General features: G+C 60.7%; 16 protein-coding genes. 7 read left to right on the plus strand and 9 right to left on the minus strand.

Features of this window, described 5'->3' with window-relative positions:
- Window positions 1-25 precede the first annotated feature (25 nt).
- From EDD52_RS04040 to EDD52_RS04055, 4 genes are all read right to left on the minus strand, one after another.
- Entirely contained in the window at window positions 26-457 is a 432-nt protein-coding gene (locus tag EDD52_RS04040; protein ID WP_132242123.1) for a universal stress protein, read from the minus strand.
- Window positions 454-3063, minus strand: a complete 2610-nt coding sequence (locus EDD52_RS04045) for a TRAP transporter permease (RefSeq protein WP_132242125.1) — start codon at window positions 3061-3063, stop codon at window positions 454-456. The genes EDD52_RS04040 and EDD52_RS04045 overlap by 4 nt, the downstream gene beginning before the upstream one ends.
- A gap of 80 nt (window positions 3064-3143) precedes the next feature.
- Window positions 3144-4109: a TAXI family TRAP transporter solute-binding subunit gene (locus EDD52_RS04050; RefSeq protein WP_132242127.1), complete on the minus strand. Its 966-nt coding sequence runs from the start codon at window positions 4107-4109 to the stop codon at window positions 3144-3146.
- A 33-nt stretch (window positions 4110-4142) separates the two neighbouring features.
- Entirely contained in the window at window positions 4143-4985 is an 843-nt protein-coding gene (locus tag EDD52_RS04055; RefSeq protein ID WP_165907453.1) for a MurR/RpiR family transcriptional regulator, read from the minus strand.
- Between the two features lie 217 nt (window positions 4986-5202).
- Here EDD52_RS04055 and EDD52_RS04060 point away from each other — a divergent pair, with 217 nt between their 5' ends.
- The 3 genes from EDD52_RS04060 to EDD52_RS04070 all read left to right on the plus strand — a co-directional run bounded on the left by EDD52_RS04060 (window position 5203) and on the right by EDD52_RS04070 (window position 10107).
- Entirely contained in the window at window positions 5203-6522 is a 1320-nt protein-coding gene (locus EDD52_RS04060) for an aspartate aminotransferase family protein (protein ID WP_132242131.1), read from the plus strand.
- 72 nt (window positions 6523-6594) lie between these two features.
- A complete protein-coding gene (gene ade / locus EDD52_RS04065) occupies window positions 6595-8292 on the plus strand; it encodes an adenine deaminase (RefSeq protein WP_132242133.1) in 1698 nt (565 codons plus the stop codon).
- A gap of 129 nt (window positions 8293-8421) precedes the next feature.
- Window positions 8422-10107 carry a calcium-binding protein gene (locus EDD52_RS04070; RefSeq protein ID WP_243651832.1) on the plus strand — a complete coding sequence of 562 codons (1686 nt, stop codon included), beginning with the start codon at window positions 8422-8424 and terminating at the stop codon, window positions 10105-10107.
- Between the two features lie 68 nt (window positions 10108-10175).
- On the opposite strand, the gene rlmN is transcribed toward EDD52_RS04070, so the two are convergent.
- Both rlmN and EDD52_RS04080 read right to left on the minus strand, forming a co-directional pair.
- Window positions 10176-11357, minus strand: coding sequence for a dual-specificity RNA methyltransferase RlmN (gene rlmN, locus EDD52_RS04075; RefSeq protein WP_132242137.1), 1182 nt, complete (start codon window positions 11355-11357; stop codon window positions 10176-10178).
- A gap of 130 nt (window positions 11358-11487) precedes the next feature.
- Complete coding sequence (locus EDD52_RS04080) at window positions 11488-12018, minus strand: invasion associated locus B family protein (protein WP_207905966.1); 531 nt, start codon at window positions 12016-12018, stop codon at window positions 11488-11490.
- 179 nt (window positions 12019-12197) lie between these two features.
- Here EDD52_RS04080 and EDD52_RS04085 point away from each other — a divergent pair, with 179 nt between their 5' ends.
- A complete protein-coding gene (locus EDD52_RS04085) occupies window positions 12198-13199 on the plus strand; it encodes an asparaginase (RefSeq protein WP_132242139.1) in 1002 nt (333 codons plus the stop codon).
- A 3-nt stretch (window positions 13200-13202) separates the two neighbouring features.
- On the opposite strand, the gene serB is transcribed toward EDD52_RS04085, so the two are convergent.
- Window positions 13203-14072, minus strand: coding sequence for a phosphoserine phosphatase SerB (serB, locus tag EDD52_RS04090; RefSeq protein ID WP_132242141.1), 870 nt, complete (start codon window positions 14070-14072; stop codon window positions 13203-13205).
- A gap of 287 nt (window positions 14073-14359) precedes the next feature.
- Between serB and EDD52_RS04095 the strand changes: the two genes are divergently transcribed.
- From EDD52_RS04095 to EDD52_RS04105, 3 genes are all read left to right on the plus strand, one after another.
- Entirely contained in the window at window positions 14360-15514 is a 1155-nt protein-coding gene (locus EDD52_RS04095; protein ID WP_132242143.1) for a phosphoserine transaminase, read from the plus strand.
- A gap of 100 nt (window positions 15515-15614) precedes the next feature.
- Complete coding sequence (gene serA, locus EDD52_RS04100; RefSeq protein WP_132242145.1) at window positions 15615-17207, plus strand: phosphoglycerate dehydrogenase; 1593 nt, start codon at window positions 15615-15617, stop codon at window positions 17205-17207.
- A 130-nt stretch (window positions 17208-17337) separates the two neighbouring features.
- Entirely contained in the window at window positions 17338-18060 is a 723-nt protein-coding gene (locus EDD52_RS04105) for a metallophosphoesterase family protein (protein ID WP_132242147.1), read from the plus strand.
- Here the strand turns inward: EDD52_RS04105 and EDD52_RS04110 are convergent.
- Both EDD52_RS04110 and EDD52_RS04115 read right to left on the minus strand, forming a co-directional pair.
- The gene (locus EDD52_RS04110) at window positions 18055-19806 is read right to left on the minus strand and encodes a SulP family inorganic anion transporter (protein WP_132242149.1); all 1752 of its coding nucleotides are present in this window, start codon (window positions 19804-19806) and stop codon (window positions 18055-18057) included. The genes EDD52_RS04105 and EDD52_RS04110 overlap by 6 nt on opposite strands.
- Window positions 19807-19951: 145 nt before the next feature.
- Complete coding sequence (locus EDD52_RS04115; RefSeq protein WP_132242151.1) at window positions 19952-21625, minus strand: bifunctional protein tyrosine phosphatase family protein/NAD(P)/FAD-dependent oxidoreductase; 1674 nt, start codon at window positions 21623-21625, stop codon at window positions 19952-19954.
- Between the last annotated feature and the right edge of the window lie 228 nt (window positions 21626-21853).

Here is a 21853-nt window from a genome sequence, read left to right on the forward strand (position 1 = left end):
CTCGCCTCCTCTGGCAAGGTCGACCCTAACGGACGACGAACACCGAAGCTTTGGCGAAACGGACAACCCGCGCCGCATTCGGGCCTAGGAGATAGTCTTTCAGGTCCGGTTTATGGGCCCCCAGCACGATCAGCTCCGGATCGGTTTCCTTCGCGACCTTCAGGATTTCCTCGTAGGCCTTGCCGGTCGTGACAATATGCCGGACGTTTTTCGCGTTTTGCGCGCCCAGCGTATCCGCGACGAACTTGTGCAATTCGTCGCTGACATGCTTCACCGCCTTTTCATGGTGATGTGCCTCGAAAAAACCGGCCACCATGCTGCTGCCAAAATCCGGCACAACCGTCACCACGTCCAAAGTGGCACCATCAAGAGCGGCCAGTTGCGACGCACGCGACAGCACCTTTGCCTCTTGCTTGGGTTCGTTGATGTCGACGGCGCAAAGAACAGACTTGCTCATGCGATTGCTCCTTCTGTTTCACGACCACTGCGCGCGTATTGCAGGAAGCCGATCAGGCCAAGCGCGAGAAGTGCCGGGATAAAGACCAGCTCTTTCGGCCATTGGTCTGCAGGGACACGGACCTGGGTGATCTCGACAGGCTCATCGCCGTAGAAGTCAAAATCGCCCAGCACTTCGAAGAATGGCGTTCCGGGGAACGGCTCGTCCAGAAGGCTCCGGCCATCTTCCTGCGTCAGGATCAGGCCTTGCGCTTCAAGTCGCTCTGCACCGGTTCCTTCGCTGTCGATATCGAGAACAAGGGTGGTTTCAGCAGCTTCACCGGTCAAGAAGTCCGGCCCCGAAACACGCACCCTTGCGACATCGCCAACTTCTGCCTCGTCCATGACCTGTTCAAGCTGCGCGGCCCCGAAATCGGAATAGGGCGGCTGGAACCGGTCAAGCACAATGCCGGGACGGAACAGTACGAAGGCGATCAGGACCAGTGCGACGCTCTCCCAGATGCGCGAGCGGGTGATGAACCAGCCCATTGTGCCAGCGGTGAACACCAGAATGGCGATGGTCGCGACAATGAAGATGATGATACCCTGCACCATTCCCACATCGATCAGCAGAAGATCGGTGTTGAAGATGAACATGAAGGGCAGCGCCACTGTTCGCAGGCTGTAGAAGAAGGCGATGAAGCCGGTGCGGATCGCGTCCCCGCCAGACACCGCCGCGGCGGCAAAACTGGCAAGACCAACAGGTGGCGTCACATCCGCCATGATCCCGAAGTAGAACACGAAGAGGTGGACCGCGATGAGCGGAACGATCAGCCCCGATTGCGCGCCCAGTTCCACGACAACCCCCGCCATCAGAGAACTGACAACGATGTAGTTGGCCGTGGTTGGCAGGCCCATGCCCAGGATCAGGCTGAGGATACCAACCATCACCAGCATCAGGATCAGGTTGCCGCCCGACAGGAATTCGACAAGGTCGGCCATGACCTGCCCCACACCGGTCAGCGTCACGGTGCCGACGATCACGCCCGCCGTTGCTGTGGCCAGACCGATGCCGATCATGTTGCGCGCACCGTCGATCATACCGCTGATCAGATCCTGCACACCCTGCTTGAATGCGTTGGCCACTTCGCTTTCGCCGCGGAACATCGCCTTGAGAGGCCGCTGCGTCAGAAGGATACCGAAGAGCAGGAAGGACGCCCAGAACGCGGACAGACCCGGTGATTTCTGTTCGATCATCAGGAAGTAGACCAGCACGATGATCGGCAGAAGGTAGTACAGACCCGATTTGTAGATATCGCCCACCACAGGCAGGGTCACATCTTCGGAATTGGGGTCATCAGGCTCGAGATCCGGCACCTGAGCGGCGAGATACAGCAACGCCACATAAACCGCGAAGGTCAGAACAGCGAGTATCCAGCCCGCGCCATCCGGCACCATCGAGGTAATAAGCGCCACCGGGTATTTCGTGCCATAGCAAAGAGCTGCGAAGCCGACGAAGAAGGCCGCCATGCCGCCGATCGTCTTGCCCATGCTGACGACGCGGTCGCCCAGCGTCGGCATGTTCAGCTTCACCGCTTCAAGGTGAACGATATAGACAAGCGCGATGTAGGAGATCACGGCAGGCAGGAAGGCGTGGGTGATCACCTCGACATAGGAGATGCCGACATATTCAACCATCAGGAAGGCCGCGGCCCCCATGACCGGTGGCATGATCTGGCCATTGACCGAGGAGGCAACCTCGACCGCGCCGGCCTTTTCGGATGAAAAGCCCACTCGCTTCATCAGCGGAATGGTGAATGTCCCCGTGGTGACCACGTTCGCGATGGAAGAGCCAGAGATCAGGCCGGTCGCGGCAGAGCCAACAACCGCCGCCTTGGCCGGACCGCCGCGCAGGTGGCCAAGCGCGCCGAAGGCCATCTTGATGAAATAGTTGCCCGCGCCCGCCTTGTCCAAGAGCGCGCCGAACAGCACGAAGAGGAAGACGAACTTGGTCGACACACCAAGCGCGATGCCGAAGACACCCTCGGATGTTATCCACATGTGGCTCATCGCCTTTTGCAGCGAGGCGCCTTTCCAACGGATGACTTCCGGCACGGCCGCAGAAGAGCCGAAGAAGACGTAAAGCAAAAAGATCGTGGCGATGATCGCCATTGCCGGGCCAAGCGCGCGGCGCGCACCTTCGAACAGGATGATCAAACCGGCCAGTGCAAACCACTTGTCCGTATTGTCAGCCAACCCGCCCGAAGAGACGATCTTGTCGTAGAAAAAATAGCCGTAGAGCGCGAGAAACGCTCCGAAGACGCCCATCGCCCAATCCTGGATCGGGATATAGCTGCGCGGGCTCGATTTCAGCGCGGGATAGGCCATGAAGGCCAGGAAGATAGCGAAGGCGAGGTGGATCTGGCGCGAGTTGTTGATGATGTCGCCGGGCAGAACAAGGTTTGAAATCGGCGACGCCAGCAGGACTTGGAAAATCGACCAGATCAATGCGACCGCTGCCATGAACAGGGCAATGGCCCCTTCCGGACTACGTGCGCCGGCGTCGGAGGATGCTACGAGATCCTGTAGCTCTTCTTCCGATAAAGCGCGATTCTTGTCTTCGGCCATCCCTCAGCCCCTTCTGTCATCAAATGCAAACTTTTTAACGGAAGCGGGGGGCACGATGGCCCCCCGCAGCGGTCAGCCGATCATTCGATCAGGCCGGCCTCTTTGTAGTACTTCTCGGCCCCCGGATGCAGCGGGGCGGACAGACCGTCATTCGCCATCTCTTCTTTCGTGAGGTTGGCGAAGGCAGGGTGCAGTTGCTTGAAGTCGTCGAAGTTATCGAAGACCGCAGCGGTCAGCGCATGGACGGCGTCCTCGGACACGTCGGCCGACGTGACGAGGGTCGCACCGACACCGAAGGTCGATACGTCCTCATCGGAACCGCGATACATGCCGCCGGGGATCGTCGCCGTACGGTAGAACGGGAAATCCGCGACAAGCTTGTCGACCGCCTCGCCAGTTACATTCACCAGCACGGAATCACACGCTGTGGTGGCTTCCTGGATCGAACCGGACGGGTGACCGACCGTGTAGACCATCGCGTCGATCTGGTTGTCACAAAGCGCTGCTGACTGTTCAGCCGCTTTCAGCTCTGTCGCGAGTGCGAAGTCATCCGTGCTCCAACCCATGGCTTCGAGCAGAACTTCCATCGTTGCGCGCTGACCGGAACCGGGGTTGCCGATATTCACGCGCTTGCCCTTGAGATCCTCGAAGGACGTGATGCCTGCATCGGCACGCGCCACAACGGTGAAGGGTTCCGGGTGGATCGAAAAGACCGAGCGCAGACCTTCGAACGCTTCACCGTCGAACTGCTCCACGCCTTCGAAGGCGTTGTACTGGATGTCCGACTGCGCAACGCCGAATTCCAGCTCGCCCGCGCGAATGGTGTTCACGTTGTAGACAGAACCGCCCGTGGATTCCACGGAACAGCGGATGCCGTGTTCCTTGCGGCCCTTGTTGACAAGACGGCAGATCGCGCCGCCGGTCGGGTAATACACACCCGTGACACCACCGGTGCCGATGGTGATGAAGTCCTGCGCCATGGCGGCGGGGGACATTGCGACCCCGGCGACAAGCACAGCAGCACCCAGTCCCAATTTGTTAAACATAGATTTACTCCCTTACAGTGGATCAAGTTTTCTTCAGCTCGACCAGAACTCTCCCAAGTTTCGGTTTTGCATTTCTACGTCCTTCACGATGGCGGCAACGTCACAGTCGCTATTGGCCACCAGCATCGCAATCATCGCCTCCAACAACGCAAGCGTCGCGACATAGGAGGAGAAGTAATTAGGACTGTTTGTCGGAACGATGAACGCATGGGTTGCAAAGGTCAACGCCGGACATACGTGACTGTCAGTCAAGACGATGGACTGCGCCCCACGGTTTCGTGCCATTTCGGCCGCGATGACGGCGCGGCGCACATATGGCGTCTTCGTCACCACCAAAAGCACATCTTCCGCGGTCAGCGCGCTTAGCAACGGGCCCAAGGCACTGCCCTGTCGCCCGGCCAGGGTCCACCGGCTGTCAAAGTAGTTCACCAGGTAACACAGGTATTCGGTGATCCCGGCCGAGGCGAGGGCCCCAAAGACGGTCACGCGCCGCGCCTGACCCAGCGCCTTCACCGCCGAAGCCAAGGCCGCCCGATCCGTATCAACCCGCATCTGCGCGCAATTGGCTTCGCATGCTTCCAGATGCCTTTCGAACAGGCTTTCGCAGCCATCCTCGCGCAGCTTGCCCGCCTTCTCGGCAAAGCTGGGCATCTGGTTGCCCATCAACCGGCGGGCGGATTCGCGCATGTCTTCGTAATTTTCAAACTGCAAAGCCCGCGCGAGCCGGGAATAGGTCGAAGGGCTGATCCCGCTGACCGCCGACACCTGCCGCAAGGACCGCGTGGCAACCTCGAACGGGTTGCCGACGACATAATCCGCCGCCTCCCGCAGTTTCGCAGAAAGCAGGGCGTAGTTCGTCGATATCCTTCGGGTCAAACCCGGACCTTCTGGCATTGAAGCCCCCCCACAGGGCGAACGCTACGCAAGTGTTTCGTTCTTTGTCAACGATTGAAACGAATGTACTATCACGGGCACCCCGTCGCGAACGCGCTCTGATTCGCGTTTGCTGAACGGGTGCCGCTGCGGCGGCATTGCCGTGTTTGGTCTGCTTCTGCTTCGCGAAGATTTCGCATCAACATCCCGGAAAACCAAAGTGTCTCATGTCTTTCCCCGCCATTCGAAGTCCAAACTGCCCACCGTTGTAGACGGTCAGGGGTGCTGTCTGATCGACCGTTCAGGAAAAAGCTATTTCGATGGCTCTGGCGGTGCCGCAGTTTCCTGTCTGGGTCATGGCGATCAGGAGGTCATTGCCGCCGCAAAGGCGCAGCTGGACCGAATCGCCTTTGCGCATACCAGCTTTTTCACGTCGGACCCGGCAGAGCAGCTTGCCGACCGGCTGATCGATCTGGCGCCGGGGGAACTGGACAGGGTTTATTTCGTGTCCGGCGGATCCGAAGCGATGGAAGCTGCGCTGAAACTCGCGCGCCAGTTCTTTGTCGAAACCGGGCAGCCGCAGCGGTCGCGCGTCATTGCCAGACGGCAAAGCTATCACGGCAATACGCTGGGGGCGCTGGCCATCGGCGGAAATGCCTGGCGGAGGGAGCCTTTCAAGCCGATCCTGATCGACAGCACCCATATCGCGCCCTGCTACGAATATCGCGGCTGCGAAGACGGCGAAAGCAGCTTTGACTACGGTCAGCGTGTCGCGAACGAACTGGAGACTGAGATCCTGCGCCTTGGCCCGGAGACGGTGATGGCCTTCGTCGCAGAGCCGGTTGTCGGCGCGACCATGGGCGCCGTGCCCGCAGTCGAGGGCTACTTCAGGCGTATCCGCGAGATTTGTGACCAATACGGCGTGTTGCTGATCCTTGACGAGGTGATGTGCGGCATGGGTCGGACCGGCACGCTGTTTGCCTGCGAACAGGACGGCATCGCGCCTGACATCATGACAATCGCGAAGGGTCTGGGCGCGGGCTATCAACCCATCGGTGCGATGCTGTGCACCAGTGCGATTTACGACGCCATCGCCTCCGGGTCGGGCTTTTTTCAGCACGGGCACACCTATATCGGCCACGCCACCGCCGCCGCCGTGGGCAATGCCGTTCTGTCGCGCCTTGTTGATGACGGTCTCGTCAGCGCCTGCGCCGTGATGGGCGAGAAATTACAGGCGGCCCTGGAAGACCGGTTCGGGCAACACCCGCATGTCGGCGATATCCGGGGGCGCGGCCTGTTCCGCGGGCTGGAACTGGTGGCCGACCGCGAAACGAAGGCCCCGTTCGACCCGGCGCTGCGCCTGAACGCAAAGGTCAAGGCCGCAGCGTTCGATGCGGGGCTGGCCTGCTACCCGATGGGGGGCACCATCGACGGGGTGAAGGGCGACCATGTCCTGCTCGCTCCCCCTTTCATCATGACCGACGAACAGGTCACCGAAGTGGTCGACAAGCTGGAAATCGCGCTGAACAAAGCGATCTGACCGCATCCTGCCTCTGGACCCTCCTGTCGCTTTCCGGTCTGCTGGTCGCGAAGCAGACAGGAGGCCCCCATCATGGCAGATCTCGAGACCCGTATCGCCGCCGGACGCGGCGATGACCCCGCCGATATCGTCTTGCGGGGAGGAAAGATTCTGGATCTTGTGACAGGCGAGCTTTTGGACGGCGACGTTGCCATTCTGGGCGACACCATTATCGGCACCTGTGACAGCTATGACGGGCGCAAGGTCATTGACGTCACCGGGCTGACCCTCGTGCCCGGCTTCATCGACACGCATCTGCATATCGAAAGCTCCTGCATCACGCCCTTTGAGTTCGACCGTTGCGTCGCCCCGCGCGGGGTGACCACCGCCATCTGTGACCCGCACGAGATTGCCAATGTGGTGGGCGTGGAAGGCATCCGGTATTTCCAGCAGGCCAGCGCACATACGGTGATGGATATTCGCGTGCAGCTGTCCTCCTGCGTGCCGTCGACGCATATGGAAACCGCTGGTGCGGAAATCCTTGCCGATGACCTCAAGGCGCTAATGGGGCATCCGTCCGGCATCGGGCTGGCAGAGTTCATGAACTATCCCGGCGTCATTCACTGCGACCCGCAGGCCATGGCCAAGCTGCGCCTGTTCGAGGGCGGCCACGTGGACGGCCACTGCCCCCAGCTGTCGGGACGCGACCTGAACGCCTATATCGCCGCAGGGATCAGCACGGAACACGAGGCGACCACCGCCGCAGAGGCCCGCGAGAAGCTGCAAAAGGGGATGCGGGTCCTTATCCGCGAAGGCTCCGTCTCCAAGGATCTGCACGCGTTGCAACCCGTACTGACAGAGCGTACCGCCCCCTACATGTGCCTGTGCACGGATGACCGCAATCCGCTGGACATCGCAGAACACGGGCATCTTGATTACATCATCCGGACGCTGATCGCACTGGGCACGCCGCCGCTGGCCGCCTATCGGGCAGCATCGCTTTCGGCGGCCGAGGCATTCGGGCTGAAGGATCGCGGGCTGATCGCGCCGGGTAAGCGCGCCGATATTGTCGCAGTGGAGAGCCTTGAGGATTGCCACGCGCAGACGGTCTTCTGCGGCGGCGTGCTGGTTGATGCTGCCGCCTTTGATGCCCGCAAAGAGGTGCCGCCCGTCGGCCGCAACTCTGTCAAGGCGCCGAGGTTGACGCCTGCAAGCTTCCGCAGCACCGGCAACCGCGAAGCCACCGACGTGATCGGCATCGTAGAAGGCAAGATCATCACGCAGCACCTGACAGAGGGCATCCCGATCATCGATGGCGACAAGGCACCCGACACGTCGCGCGACCTGATCCGCATCGCAGTGGTCGAACGGCACGGCAAGAACGGCAATATCGCCACCGGGTTCGTTCGGGGCTTTGGGCTGCAGAAAGGGGCTATCGCCTCGACTGTCTGTCACGATCACCACAATATCGCCTGTGTCGGCGCGGATTATGCCGACATGGCGCTGGCATCGAACCGGCTGGCAGAGATCGAGGGCGGATTCGTCGTCGCCTGCGACGGTAAGGTGCTGGCAGAGCTCGCGCTTCCCGTCGCGGGGCTGATGAGCCTGTCCCCTTTCGAGGAAGTCCGCGACCGGCTGATTGACCTGCGCGCCGCCGCGAAGGAGCTGGGCGTTGTACTGGAAGAACCCTTCCTGCAGCTGGCTTTCCTTGCCTTGCCGGTCATCCCCGCGTTGAAGATCACGGATCGTGGCATGGTCGATGTGACCCGGTTCGAGATCATTCCGGGCTGATCTGACTGCGCCTTTCGACAGCGATTCCCAGCGATCGTTTTCTATGGCTTGCGGGTCGGTTCATGTTGCGTTGCAGCGCGCATGAAGGCATGGTCCGGCGCGACTGACTTTTTTCCAAGGGGTTTTACGGTGACGATAACGGTCAATCTTTCCAGCCATAATCTGGACTATTTCGACGCGCTTGACCTAAGCGGATTGGACGCTTTGTCGCTTGATTTCGGCAGCGCGCTCGTTCCCTTCGACGCAGCATTTGACGGAGGCAGCGTCACGCGACTGACATCCAGCCGCATCTCGATCAGCAATGACGGTTATGCCGTCAACCTATTGGGGCGAGGCATTTCGCCCACGTCGTCCGTCGATGCTTTGGGCAGAGCGTTGGAAAGCGGGACCGCCAGGGGAACGCTGACAGGGTTGACGCTTACAGACCAGGGTACCGAAGTCGTCGGCCTGAGCCTCACCGCATCCTCCCTGCAGCTGCGTTATGACGATCTCGAGCTGGAGCTAACAGGCACCTTCCCGACCGGTCTGGGTGATGTGTTGTCCGCGATGATTGCCATCGTTGAACTGTCAGATCCCTATTTCCTTTCAAACGCGGAAATCGCTGAATACGAGGCCGCGCTTGCAGGCTATCAGGTCAGCGGCATGTCAGTATCTCAGTCCGGCTCCGAGATTGTCTCGGTCAGCCTTGGCAGAAACGTCGTATCCGTAAAGGTCGACGACTTCACGATAGAGGTGAACGGCCGCTTTCCGACCGACCTTGGGAGTTCGTCCTCGCTTACCGAGCTGCTGCCCGCCCTTCTGGATGGGGACGGGGATCTGGACCCAGATACGCTGAACGGGCTGCGGATCGACAATGTCACGCTCTTGGCACCGAACAATGCGCAGATCCTGCGTGCCACCGGGGATTTCATCGCGGACCTGTCCGACCCCTATGCGGACGAGACCTATCTGGTAGACGGCGTGGCCTTTGACCACGTCCATATCGACGTCGCGATTGGCGGACAAACCAGCAATCGCATCGTGACAGACGCCGCCAGCAGCTTTGTCGCCGGACTGGCCGGCGATGACACGATCATCGGCAATTACGGCAACGAAGTGCTTGCCGGGAACAAGGGCAACGACATCCTGGCCGCAAACGGCGCCAACACGGTGTTGCAGGGGGGGCAGGGCAGTGACCGGCTACGCGGATCGGGCTTTGCCGATGAGCTGTTTGGCGGGGACGGCGCGGATACCATCTTTGGTGCGCAGGGCGACGACTTCATCTTTGGTGGAGACACGTCAAACGACAAGCGCGACCTCGTCTATGGTGGGGGCGGAAACGACCGCATTGACGGCGGCCATGGCAATGACGAGCTGCGAGGCGACGCGGGCAATGACACGATCGCCGGCGGCTTCGGCGCGGACACCATCCTTGGCGGCAATGGGGATGACGTGCTGACCGGATCGTCCTTTTCAGACCGCATCATTGGCGGAAAGGGTAAGGATTTCATCAACGGGGGCTTCGGGTTTGACCGTCTGGTTGGCGGCAGCGATGCGGACCAGTTCTTTCATGTCGGCGTGCGCGGCCACGGCTCCGACTGGGTGCAAGATTACGATTCCGCCGAGGGCGATGTCCTGAGAACCGGCATCGCGCGGTCTTCGGCTTCGGACTACCTCGTTCGCTTTGCCGATACCGGTGCGGCCGATGCTTCGGCGGCCGAGGCGTTTGTCAGTTACCGGCCGACAGGTCAGATACTCTGGGTTCTGATCGATGGCGCGGCACAGGATGAAATCAACCTGCAGATAGGCGGTCAGGTCTACGACCTGCTCGCCTGATCGGAACGGCACCCGGCGATAAAGCGCGTCCGGCACAGACAGCCGGACGCCTTAGCGTATTCACTGCATCAAAGGCCGGTTTCCTGCGCGATCTGCGCGCGGGATTTGCGGGCCCGTTCGGTCGCCGATTTCAACTGCCCACAGGCTGCCATGATATCCTCGCCCCGCGGCGTGCGGATGGGCGAGGCATAGCCGGCCTTGTAGATGATATCGGCAAATGCATGGATCCGGTTATTCGAAGACCGCTGATACGGCGCGCCGGGCCATTCATTGAACGGGATCAGGTTGATCTTGGCCGGTATGCCCTCGATCAGCTTGATCAGCCGCTGCGCGTCTTCATCGCTGTCATTCACATCCTTGAGCATCACATATTCAAAGGTGATACGCTCCGAATTCGACAGGCGCGGGTATTCCCGAAGGGCGTTCAGCAGCGCCTCGATGTTCCACTTCTTGTTGATCGGCACCAGCTTGTCGCGCACCTCGTCGGTGGTCGCGTGAAAGCTGACCGCCAGAAGGCAGCCGATCTCTTCGGCCGTCTTGGCGATCTCGGGCACGACCCCGCTTGTCGACAGGGTGATGCGGCGGCGCGAGAGCGAAATACCTTCACCATCCATGGCGATCTTCATCGCGTCGCGCACGTTGTCGAAATTATAAAGCGGCTCTCCCATCCCCATCAGCACGATATTGGACAAAAGGCGCGGCCCGTTTTCACCAGTGCCAGTGCCCGGCTCCGGCCATTCGCCCAGATCGTCACGGGCCAGCATGATCTGCCCCACGATTTCCGCCGCCGTCAGATTGCGCACCAGCTTTTGCGTGCCGGTGTGGCAGAAAGAGCAGGTCAGCGTGCAACCCACCTGGCTGGAAATACACAGCGTCCCGCGATCCGTCTCGGGAATGTAAACGACCTCCACCTCGTGGCCGCCCGCGATCCGCACAAGGTATTTGCGCGTCCCGTCCGAGGACACCTGACGCGTCACGATCTCTGGCAGCGAGATCACGAATGTCCGGGCCAGCATCGCGCGGTAATCCTTGGCCAGATTGGTCATCTGGTCGAAATCGCGCACCCCCCAGTGATAGATCCATTGCCAGATCTGCCCGGCGCGCATCTTGGCCTGCTTTTCCGGGGTGCCCGCTTCTATCAGTGCCGAACGCAGATTTTCCCGCGTCAGCCCGACAAGATTCACGGGCCCTTCCGGCAACTTGCGAGGGATAGTGGCGACATCTTGTGTAATCGGCGCGCTGGCGGGCATCAGGTTCGTCCTTCGAGAGTGGATGCGGGTACATATAGGATTCGCAGGCCAATGCCAAAGGCTCAAATGCGAAAAGGCCTCTCCGCAAGGAAAGGCCTGTATTCATGTCACGCCTGGCGCGTGTGTGGCGTCAGTTAGAGCAGCGCTTTTGCGCATCCTCGGTTGCCGCGGTGAACCCCAGCAGCGAAAATGTGTCCTTGGTCTGCGTGCCACGTGCTGACCGCGCTGTCAGAACGGCATCGGTCCCGCGCTTCATCGCGGCCACGATCTTGGCATCGTCCTGCGGCGAGGCAGGCCAGGCCCACTCACCTTCGGTGAACAGCTCAAATTCCGTCCCGCCAATATTGACATTCACCGTCGATCCGCCCGCGAAAGGATAGCCGCCGGTAAAGGCAAGCTGGCCCTGCACGTCCGCTCCGGGACGGTAGAATACCATCAGCAGAATATCGCCACGCGTCACCGCCACGACGCGGCCACCCTTCGTGTTGACGCTTTCCTTGTAGGTCGTGACCGCCCAGCATTCCCGCGGATCTGTGCCCTCGAATACGCTCCAGTCAGTGATCGCGTTGACCTGATTGGTACTTGTTTCCTGCGCGGCAACGCCCGTAGCGGCCAGTGCCATGAAAGCCCCGGCAGCCAATCGCGCAAAACGTGATTTCATATGTCCAGCCTCCAGCTGTACTCAGCCTCAATTACGTTCAAGTGTCCCGACCGTTTCACGGCCCTTGATTGTTAGCGGAAGCACTCGTTTTCCTTCTCGACAAAAGCATTTTAGCCTGAAATGCGCTATGGGCGAAAGACCCCCACGGCATAAATTCGCCGAGAGCAAGGAGATCATGGATGACGCAGCCCCAACCGATTTGCGAAGTCTGGCGCGGCCCGTTCCTGGAGAGCCTGCATCTGGGACATGCCGTCATCACCGACGACACCGGCCAGGTCATTCAGGCGCATGGGGATCCGGGCGTGCTGATCTTCCCGCGCAGTTCGGCCAAGATGCTTCAGGCGCTGCCACTGGTGACCTCTGGCGCCGCTGATGCGAAGGGGCTGAGCGAGATGCGCCTCGCGCTGTCATGCGCCTCTCATTCAGGCGCGCCGCTGCATATCGAGGCGGTCGACAGCTGGCTTTCCGATCTGGGTCTTGGCGAAGGCGATCTGCGCTGCGGTACAGAGCCAAGCCGCGACAAGGAATTGCGTCACCAGATGATTCGAGACAGTCAGGCGCCCTGCCAGATCCACCACAACTGCTCTGGCAAGCACACCGGGTTCCTGACACTGAACCAGCATCTTGGCGGCGGTTCCGAATATGTCGACCCCGATCACCCGGTCCAGCGCGCCTGTCGCGAGGCGTTCGAAGACGTGACCGGCATGACCTCTCCCGGTTTCGGGATTGACGGATGCTCTGCCCCGAATTTCGCAACCAGCCTGCAGGCCCTTGCGCGCGCCATGTCCTTTTTTGCCACTGCGCACAGCCGGAATGACACGCAAAGCCGCGCCGCCGCCCGGCTTGCTGCGGCGATGCGCGCATGGCCCGAACATGTTGCGGGCAAGGGGCGGGCCTGCACGCTATTGATGCGTGCCGCCAAGGAACCATTGGTGGTCAAGACCGGGGCCGAGGGTGTGTTTATCGCCATCCTGCCCGGTCGCGGCATGGGCATCGCATTGAAAGCGTCCGACGGCGCGACCCGCGCCTCAGAATGCGCGATTGCCGCGTTGCTCGTCTCGCTTGGCGTCGTGGACGCAGCGCATCCGGACGTCGCCCGCTTCATGACGCCGAAATTGCACAATGGCCGGGGGGTGGAAGTCGGCTACCTGCGCCCTGCCCCGAGCCTGTTCGCGGGCTGACCCTCAGGAAGCAAATTCCGATTTGGCATAGCCTTGCAGATACAGCAGCGCCGTCAGGTCGCCATGGTTGACGCGGATGTCACATTGCTCTTGCACGCTGGGCTTGGCGTGCAGAGCCACCCCCATCCCTGCCCGGGACAGCATGCCCAGATCGTTGGCCCCGTCACCCACAGCAATCACATCAGCCTCGGCAATGCCCAGCGTTGCGGTGATCTGCTCTAGCGCTTCGATCTTGGCCTCGCGTCCCAGAATTGGCCGCGCGACATCGCCGGTCAGCGCACCGTTTTTAGCAATCAACGTGTTGGCGCGGTTCTCATCAAACCCCAGTTGAGACGCGACCCGCGATGTGAAGGCCGTGAACCCGCCCGACACCAGCGCCGCATAGCCGCCCTGCGCCTTCATCGTCGCAACCAGTTCCCGCCCACCCGGCATCAAGGTGATGCGCGTGTCCAGAACCTTGTCGATGACCGCCGCATCCAGACCTTTCAGCAGCGCGACGCGTTCGGTCAGCGCCCCTTCGAAGTCCAGCTCGCCATTCATCGCCCGCGCGGTGATGTCTTTCACATGCGCGCCGACGCCCGCCTCTTCCGCCAGTTCGTCGATACATTCCTGCTGGATCATTGTGGAATCCATATCCGCCAGCAGCATCCTCTTGCGGCGGCCTTCGGAGGGCTGCGCGATCAGGTCAACGCCCTGCCCCTGAAGGTCCTTCCAGACTCCCCAAAAGTTGGCAGGCACCTCTGCCAGAGCGAACTCGGCTGCCTCGTCCGGCGCCAGCCAGACCACATCCGCCCCACCCCAGGCATTGCGCAGAGCCTCTGCCAAGGCAGGGTCCAGATTGCCCGGTTTCGCGATCAAGACTGCGGTGTACATGGCATATCCTCTCGTTCTCGTCCCGGCTGCTTAATCACGAGACGCCGAAAATCTCCAGCCCCGACCTGCTCCTTTCGCGGCAAGACACGCCCAAGGTGACAGGCGCCCGGCGCAAACTGCGCGCCCGAGGCAAAAGATTTCCGATCCGCTCCATCGCGCTGCCCGAAAATGTGTCTTTGCGACACAGTATCGTCATTATCCGTCTTGCGGGTCGCCCAAGACCGCCGTATTTCCGGCCGTGGGACACCCTTCCCCAACGAAGGGCGCTTATCTGAGAGGGTAGCTACATGGCTATGACCAAACCGGCTTCGCGGCCGAACAATCCGCGTTTTTCTTCTGGCCCTTGTGCCAAAATCCCCACATTCGAATTGGCAAAGCTGTCGGACGCCGCATTGGGCCGTTCGCACCGCGCTGCTGTCGGCAAGGCCAAGCTGAAGGCCGCGATCGAAGAAACCCGGGAAATTCTGGGCATCCCCGCAGACTACCGCATCGGCATCGTACCCGCATCGGATACCGGCGCCGTGGAAATGGCGATGTGGTCGCTCTTGGGCGAACGCAAGGCGACCATGGTTGCCTGGGAAAGCTTTGGCGCAGGCTGGGTCACCGACGTGGTCAAGCAGCTCAAGATCGATGCCGAGGTCAAGACCGCCGATTACGGCCAGATCGTTGACCTTGCGACCGTCGATTTCGACACGGACGTCGTCTTTACTTGGAACGGCACCACCTCTGGCGTGCGCGTGCCCAATGGCGATGCGATCCCGGCGAACCGCGCGGGTCTGACAATCTGCGACGCAACCTCGGCCGCGTTTGCGCAGGACCTGCCGTGGGACAAGCTGGATGTGACAACCTTCTCCTGGCAGAAAGTCATGGGTGGAGAGGCCGCGCATGGGATGCTGATCCTCAGCCCCCGCGCTGTCGAGCGGCTGGAAAGCTACACGCCCGCATGGCCCCTGCCCAAGATCTTCCGCCTGACCAAGGGTGGCAAGCTGATCGAAGGCATCTTCGTCGGCGAGACGATCAACACACCCTCCATGCTGGCGGTTGAGGATTACCTCGTCGCACTTGACTGGGCAAAATCCGTCGGCGGGCTGAAAGGCCTGATGGCGCGCGCCGATGCCAATGCCAAGGTGCTTTGGGATTTCTGTGACCGCAACGACTGGATCGCGAACCTTGCCGACGATCCGGCCACACGGTCCAACACCTCCGTTTGCCTGAAATTCACCGATGAGCGGATCAAGGATGGTGCTGCCTTTGCCAAGGCGGTTGCCAAGAAGCTCGCCGATTACAATGCCGCCTATGACATTGGCGCCTACCGCGATGCCCCTGCGGGACTGCGGATCTGGTGCGGTGCCACCATCGAGGCGGCGGATGTCGAAAAGCTGACGCTCTGGCTGAAATGGGCCTTCGAAGAAGTGATGGCAGAACAGACCGAAGCGGTCTGATCGCAATCAAGCGAAACGTGTCCCGGGCCTGACCCGGGACCTCTCCCTTTCCCCTGAACAGGAGGCCCCGGATCAAGTCCGGGGCACGCAGAGAAATACCATGCCCAAAGTACTCATTTCCGACAAACTCTCCCCCGCCGCCGTTCAGATCTTCAAGGATCGCGGCATTGATGTGGATTTCCAGCCCGACCTTGGCAAGGACAAGGACAAACTGGCAGAGGTCATCGGCCAGTATGACGGCCTTGCCATCCGCTCGGCCACGAAGGTCACCGAGAAGATCCTTGAGAACGCCGACAATCTGAAGGTCATCGGCCGCGCAGGCATTGGTGTCGACAACGTCGACCGCGAGGCCGCCTCCAAGAAAGGCGTGATCGTGATGAACACGCCTTTCGGCAACATGATCACCACCGCCGAACACGCCATCGCGATGATGTTTGCCGTGGCCCGGCAGATCCCGGAGGCTTCGGCCTCGACCCATGCCGGCAAGTGGGAAAAATCCAAATTCATGGGGGTCGAACTTACCGGCAAGACCCTTGGCGTCATCGGCGCCGGCAACATTGGCGGTATCGTGTGCGACCGTGCCCGTGGGTTGAAGATGAAGGTCGTCGCTTACGACCCCTTCCTCAGCCAGGAAAAGGCCGACAAGATGGGTGTTGCCAAAGTCGAGCTGGAAGAGCTGCTGAAACGCGCCGATTTCATCACCCTGCACGTGCCGCTGACCGATCAGACCCGCAATATCCTCAGCCGTGAAAACCTTGAAAAGACCAAGAAGGGCGTCCGCATCATCAACTGTGCACGCGGTGGACTGGTGGACGAAGAAGCGCTCGCCGATCTGCTGAAGTCCGGCCATGTCGCGGGGGCTGCCTTCGACGTCTTCGCCGAGGAGCCTGCCAAGGAAAACCCCCTGTTCGGTCTGCCCAATGTTGTCTGCACTCCGCATCTGGGTGCCGCCACCACTGAAGCGCAGGAAAATGTTGCCCTTCAGGTCGCCGATCAGATGTCGGATTACCTGCTGACGGGGGCCGTGACCAATGCGCTCAACATGCCATCGGTCACCGCCGAAGAAGCCAAGGTCATGGGCCCGTGGATCAAGCTGTCGGAACATCTTGGCAGTTTCATCGGCCAGATGACGGACGAGCCGATCAAGGCGATCAACATTCTGTATGACGGCGTCGTATCCGAGATGAACCTCGCCGCCCTGAACTGCGCCGTGATCGCGGGCATCATGAAACGCGCCAACCCGGATGTGAACATGGTGTCTGCCCCGGTGATCGCGGCAGAGCGTGGCATCCAGATCTCGACCACCAATCAAGAGCAGTCGGGTGTGTTTGAAGGCTATGTCAAAGTGACCGTGGTCACCTCCAAGTTCGAGCGCAGCATTGCCGGCACGGTCTTCTCGGACGGCAAGCCGCGGTTCATCCAGATCAAGGGCATCAATATCGACGCCGAGATCGGGCAGCACATGCTTTACACCACCAACGAGGACGTGCCCGGCATCATCGGCACCCTGGGCGCGACCATGGGCGAAAACAACGTCAACATCGCGAACTTCACCCTTGGTCGCTCTGCGATAAAAGGCGAGGCGATTGCTCTGCTTTACGTCGACGATCCGGTTCCGGCCGCTGTGCTGGACAAGCTGCAAAGCACCGGGCTGTTCCAGCAGGTGAAGACGCTGGAATTCGACGTCGCCTGATGCGCCCGTCAAAAACCTGAAAGACCGCCGTCCCGTTCCCACGGGGCGGCGTTTTCATTTGGTGTTGCCCTCCGGGGTTTCAGAGCCAACTCGAAAGCGCTAGACCTTGCGTCAACCAAAGGACGCCCCCATGACACAACCCCTTTTCGCAATCGGTGACATTCACGGCCAGTTCGACGCCATGCAGGGCGCTTTGTCAAAGATCGAGGCCGACCCCGACTTTCCTGCCCGCGTCGTCTTTCTGGGCGACTATCTGGACCGCGGACCGCAGGCCAAAGATGTCATTCAATGTCTGATCGACGGTATCGCAGCTGGCCGGGATTGGGTTGCGCTGATGGGCAATCACGACCGCTACATGCTCAAATTTCTGGAAACACCGCGCTTTCGCGACCCCAATACGCGCGACCATCTGGAATGGCTCGATAGCCGGATCGGCGGGCGGGAAACGCTGGCCTCCTACGGGGTGGATGCCCATTCTCGCCGCAGTCCGGAAGACATCCATGCCGATGCGGTAGAGGCGATCCCGCAGGCGCATATCGACTTTATCCGCAACCTGCCGCTTATGCATGTCACGGACGAGCATATCTTTGTGCATGCGGGCATTCGACCCGGCGTTCCTTTGGATGAACAGGTCGAGGAAGACCTGATCTGGATCCGCAAGGGCTTTCTGGAGGATACGCGCGACCATGGCCGTCTGGTCGTCCACGGGCACACTGCGCTACACGTCCCGCAACGGTATGAGAACCGCGTTAACCTTGACGGCGGCGCGGGCTATGGGCGCCCGCTTTACCCTGCCATCATAGAGGGCCGCGCAGTCAGCCTTCTGGCGGGCGGGCACCGCGTCCCGTTATGACGCTTCTCTGGCAGGCGGATTGCCAAGCGCCGCCCAGGCATCAAATTGCGACAGGAAGACCTCTCCGGTCAGCTCGTCAAGGAAATGGCTGCGTTTTAGCCTGTCCATCACCGGGCCTTTGACTTCTGACAGGTGCAGGCGGATGCCCATATCGGACAACCGGTGCATGACCGCCTCAAGGCTTTCCAGCGCGCTCATGTCGATCTCGTTCACGGCAGAGCACATCAGGACGACATCCGTGATCGGCTCGTCACAGATAACGCGGTCGGTCACGTAATCCTCCAGAAAACGCGCATTCGCGAAATAGAGGTTCTCGTCGATCCGCAGCGTGACCAGGGAGGGCCGCGTTTCCACCTCGTGGCGATTGATGTTGCGGAAGTGCTGCGTGCCGGGGACCAGACCCACCTCTGCCACATGCGGGCGCGACGTCTTGTAAAGGAACAGGCCGATTGACAGCATGACACCAGCGGAGACACCCACTTCCACCCCGAAACCCAGTGTCAGCAGGATGGTCGCTGCGACGGCGGTGAAATCGACCCTCGAATAGCCCCATGTCTTCTTGAGGATCGAGAAATCGACGAGGCTGAGCACGGCCACGATGATCGTTGCGGCAAGTGTCGCCTTGGGCAGGAAGAACAGCAGCGGCGTCAACAAAAGCGCGGCCAGTGCGATGCCCACGGCCGTGAAGGCACCCGCCGCCGGCGTCTCTGCGCCTGCGTCGAAGTTCACGACCGAGCGCGCAAAGCCGCCGGTCACCGGATAGCCGCCGGAAATCGCGGCCGCGATGTTTGAGGCGCCAAGGCCGACCAGCTCTTGATCTGGCACGATACGCTGGCGCCGTTTTGCGGCCAGCGTTTGCGCCACGGAGACCGATTCAACAAACCCGATGACCGAGATCAGCAGGGCCGAGACGAACAGCGTGCCCCACATGTCCAAATCCCAGCTTGGCATGGTCAGCGGAGGCAGGCCCGTTGGCACTTCGCCCACGATCTTCACACCGCGCTCGCCCAGATTGAACAGCCAGACAGCAATGGTCGTGACCGCAACCGCCGCCACCGGCCCGGCCTTGGCCACGATATCGGCCATTCGCGGTTTCAAACCGGCGGACATAAGCAATGGCTTCAGCCCTTTGCGGACCCAGAACAGGAACGCCACCGTCGCCACGCCGATAATCATCGTGATGATATTGGTCTGTCCCAGATGGGAAACCAGCGACGACACAAGCTCGATCAGATTGTGGCCTTCCGCTTCCACGCCGAAAATATGTTTCAACTGCGATGTGGCAATCAGAATGCCCGACGCAGTGATGAAGCCGGCAATCACCGGATGCGACAGGAAATTCGCCAGAAACCCCAGCCGGAACAACCCCATCACCACAAGGATCAGCCCCGACAGGAAGGCGAGCGTGATCGCCGCTGCCGCGTATTCCGCTGTTCCTTGCAGCGCCATGTTGCCAACGGCCGCAGCTGTCATCAGCGACACAACGGCCACCGGCCCCACGGCCAGCACTCGGCTGGTGCCGAAGATCGCGTAGGCCACCAGCGGCAGAATGGATGCGTAGAGCCCCATCTCGGCAGGCAATCCCGCCAGAAGCGCATAGGCCAGCGATTGCGGGATCAGCATGATCGTCACGATCACCGCCGCCACCAGATCAGAGGTCAACGTGTCGCGGCCGTAGGTCTTCGTCCATGTCAGGATCGGCAAATGCCGTTCCAACGCGGCGCGGGTCAGTTTCGGCGGTGTCATCGATCTGTCCTGTTCTGCCAATTTCCAAGCCAAGGCTTTGCGCTACGGCGCTTTCAATTCGCTATGTATTCATTTTTTAGAATATGTAAAGCCCTGCATCGCGGACGCAGGGACATAGGCGCGCGGCAGACACGCCCCCCAACGATCATCCAGCCGTAACTTTTTCGGGCTTGGCCATCCACTCGCGCCCACGCAGCATTGCCTTCCAATAGATCGGCGGCAGGATCTGCTCTTTCAGAAGCCAAGCGGCACGGCTGGGTTTCGTTCCATCCAGAAGCCATTTGGGGAAGCTCGGCAACAGCGCGCCGCCGTAGCCGAACTCTGCCAGCACGATCTTGCCGCGCTCGACCGTCAGCGGGCAAGAGCCATAGCCATTATACACCGCCGTCGGCGAACGCCCCTCGATGTCATCCACCACGTTCTCGGCCACGATCGGGGCCTGAATGCGGGCAGCGGCCGCGGTCTTGGCATTCGGCGCGTTCATCACGTCGCCAAGCGCCCAGATGTTGTCATAGCTCTTGTGGCGCAGCGTTGATTGATCCACGTCCACCCAGCCAGCCCCATCCGCAAGCGGAGAGACTCGGATGAAATCGGGCGCAGTCTGGGGCGGGCAGACATGCATCATGTCGAATTCCACCGTGACCTGCCCGGCCTCTGTATCGGGTTTGTTCACAGCAAAGGTCGCCGTCTTTGCTTTACCATCCACGGCAATCAGGTTGTAGAAGAAGTTCAACGACGCATCGTATTTCTTGACGTATTCCATCAACGCCGGGACGTAATCCTTGACCCCGAACAGCACGCCACCCGCATTCATGAACTGGATGTCGATATTGGGCAGCAGGCCCTCGCGGAACCAGTGATCGCCCGACAGGTACATCGCCTTTTGCGGCGCGCCCGCGCATTTGATCGGCATGGGCGGCTGGGTAAACAGCGCACGGCCCTTGCGTAAGTCTTTCACCAGCTCCCACGTATAGGGTGCCAGATCGTAGCGGTAGTTCGAGGTGACGCCGTTCTTGCCCAGCGTCTCGACCAAACCGTCGACCCGGTCCCAATCCAGCTTCAGACCCGGACACACGATCAGACGGTCATATTTCACCACGCGGCAGCCATCCAGAATGACAGCGTTGTTGTCTGGCTCAAACGCGGCCACACCGGCCTTGATCCAATGCACTCCGCGCGGGATCAGGCTGCCCATCGTGCGCGCGGTCGAGGAGGCCTCGAATATGCCGCCGCCGACCATCGTCCAGCCGGGTTGGTAGTAATGCACATCCGCCGGATCAATCACCGCAACATTTGTCTGCGGGCTGCGGGATTTCAGACTGGCCGCGACAGAGATGCCCGCCGCACCGCCGCCAACAATGACGACGTTGTATTTGGCATCCCCCGTATCGGTCGGCGTTTTGCCACCGTTCACGATGCGCCGCACAACACCGGCCATGTCATAGCCCGCTGCCTTGGTCCGGGAGAGAACCTCTGCCGTGCCAAGCGTGTCGGCCTCTGCCAGTGACCAAAGCGTCGCCGAGCGCGTACCGGTGCGGCAATAGGCCAGCACCGGGCCGGGCAATTCGCGCATCGCATCGCCAAAGGCATCGGCATCCGCGTCCAGGACCTTGCCCGCCACCACCGGAACATAGGCGGCCTCCATCCCTGCGGACTTCGCCGCAGCCGAGATTTCCTCAAATGTGGGTTGGTCAGCGCCTTCGCCATCCGGGCGGTTGCAGATGATGGCACGATAGCCTTGTCGCGCAAGCTCCGGAATATCGGCGACGGTGATCTGGGGCGACACTGTCAGGCTGTCGGAAATCGGTTTGAGGTCCATGCGGCGTTCCTTGGCGAGGGTGAAGGGGGCAATCCCGACTCGTTTCGCTTCATATATTCACATTAATGAATTTTTTCGAAATCGAAAAAGGTGCCGCGGGCGGGTGGGGATAGGCCAGACGGAGACCACAACGCAAAGATGCAAGCAGTCGCATGTGTCGAGAAGGTGCCCGTTCCTGACCAATTGGCCTGCAAAACGACGTAATTTCAGGCGATTTGCTGGATTTGG

Origin of the sequence: Primorskyibacter sedentarius (assembly GCF_004342065.1) — a bacterium.
GTDB lineage: Bacteria > Pseudomonadota > Alphaproteobacteria > Rhodobacterales > Rhodobacteraceae > Primorskyibacter > Primorskyibacter sedentarius.

Bases quoted from the DNA above. Each gene is read 5' to 3' on its own strand.
- EDD52_RS04040 (WP_132242123.1), bottom strand. From the start codon at position 457: ATGAGCAAGTCTGTTCTTTGCGCCGTCGACATCAACGAACCCAAGCAA.
- EDD52_RS04045 (WP_132242125.1), bottom strand. From the start codon at position 3,063: ATGGCCGAAGACAAGAATCGCGCTTTATCGGAAGAAGAGCTACAGGAT.
- EDD52_RS04050 (WP_132242127.1), bottom strand. From the start codon at position 4,109: ATGTTTAACAAATTGGGACTGGGTGCTGCTGTGCTTGTCGCCGGGGTC.
- ade (WP_132242133.1), top strand. From the start codon at position 6,595: ATGGCAGATCTCGAGACCCGTATCGCCGCCGGACGCGGCGATGACCCC.
- rlmN (WP_132242137.1), bottom strand. From the start codon at position 11,357: ATGCCCGCCAGCGCGCCGATTACACAAGATGTCGCCACTATCCCTCGC.
- EDD52_RS04080 (WP_207905966.1), bottom strand. From the start codon at position 12,018: ATGAAATCACGTTTTGCGCGATTGGCTGCCGGGGCTTTCATGGCACTG.
- EDD52_RS04085 (WP_132242139.1), top strand. From the start codon at position 12,198: ATGACGCAGCCCCAACCGATTTGCGAAGTCTGGCGCGGCCCGTTCCTG.
- serB (WP_132242141.1), bottom strand. From the start codon at position 14,072: ATGTACACCGCAGTCTTGATCGCGAAACCGGGCAATCTGGACCCTGCC.
- EDD52_RS04095 (WP_132242143.1), top strand. From the start codon at position 14,360: ATGGCTATGACCAAACCGGCTTCGCGGCCGAACAATCCGCGTTTTTCT.
- serA (WP_132242145.1), top strand. From the start codon at position 15,615: ATGCCCAAAGTACTCATTTCCGACAAACTCTCCCCCGCCGCCGTTCAG.
- EDD52_RS04105 (WP_132242147.1), top strand. From the start codon at position 17,338: ATGACACAACCCCTTTTCGCAATCGGTGACATTCACGGCCAGTTCGAC.
- EDD52_RS04110 (WP_132242149.1), bottom strand. From the start codon at position 19,806: ATGACACCGCCGAAACTGACCCGCGCCGCGTTGGAACGGCATTTGCCG.
- EDD52_RS04115 (WP_132242151.1), bottom strand. From the start codon at position 21,625: ATGGACCTCAAACCGATTTCCGACAGCCTGACAGTGTCGCCCCAGATC.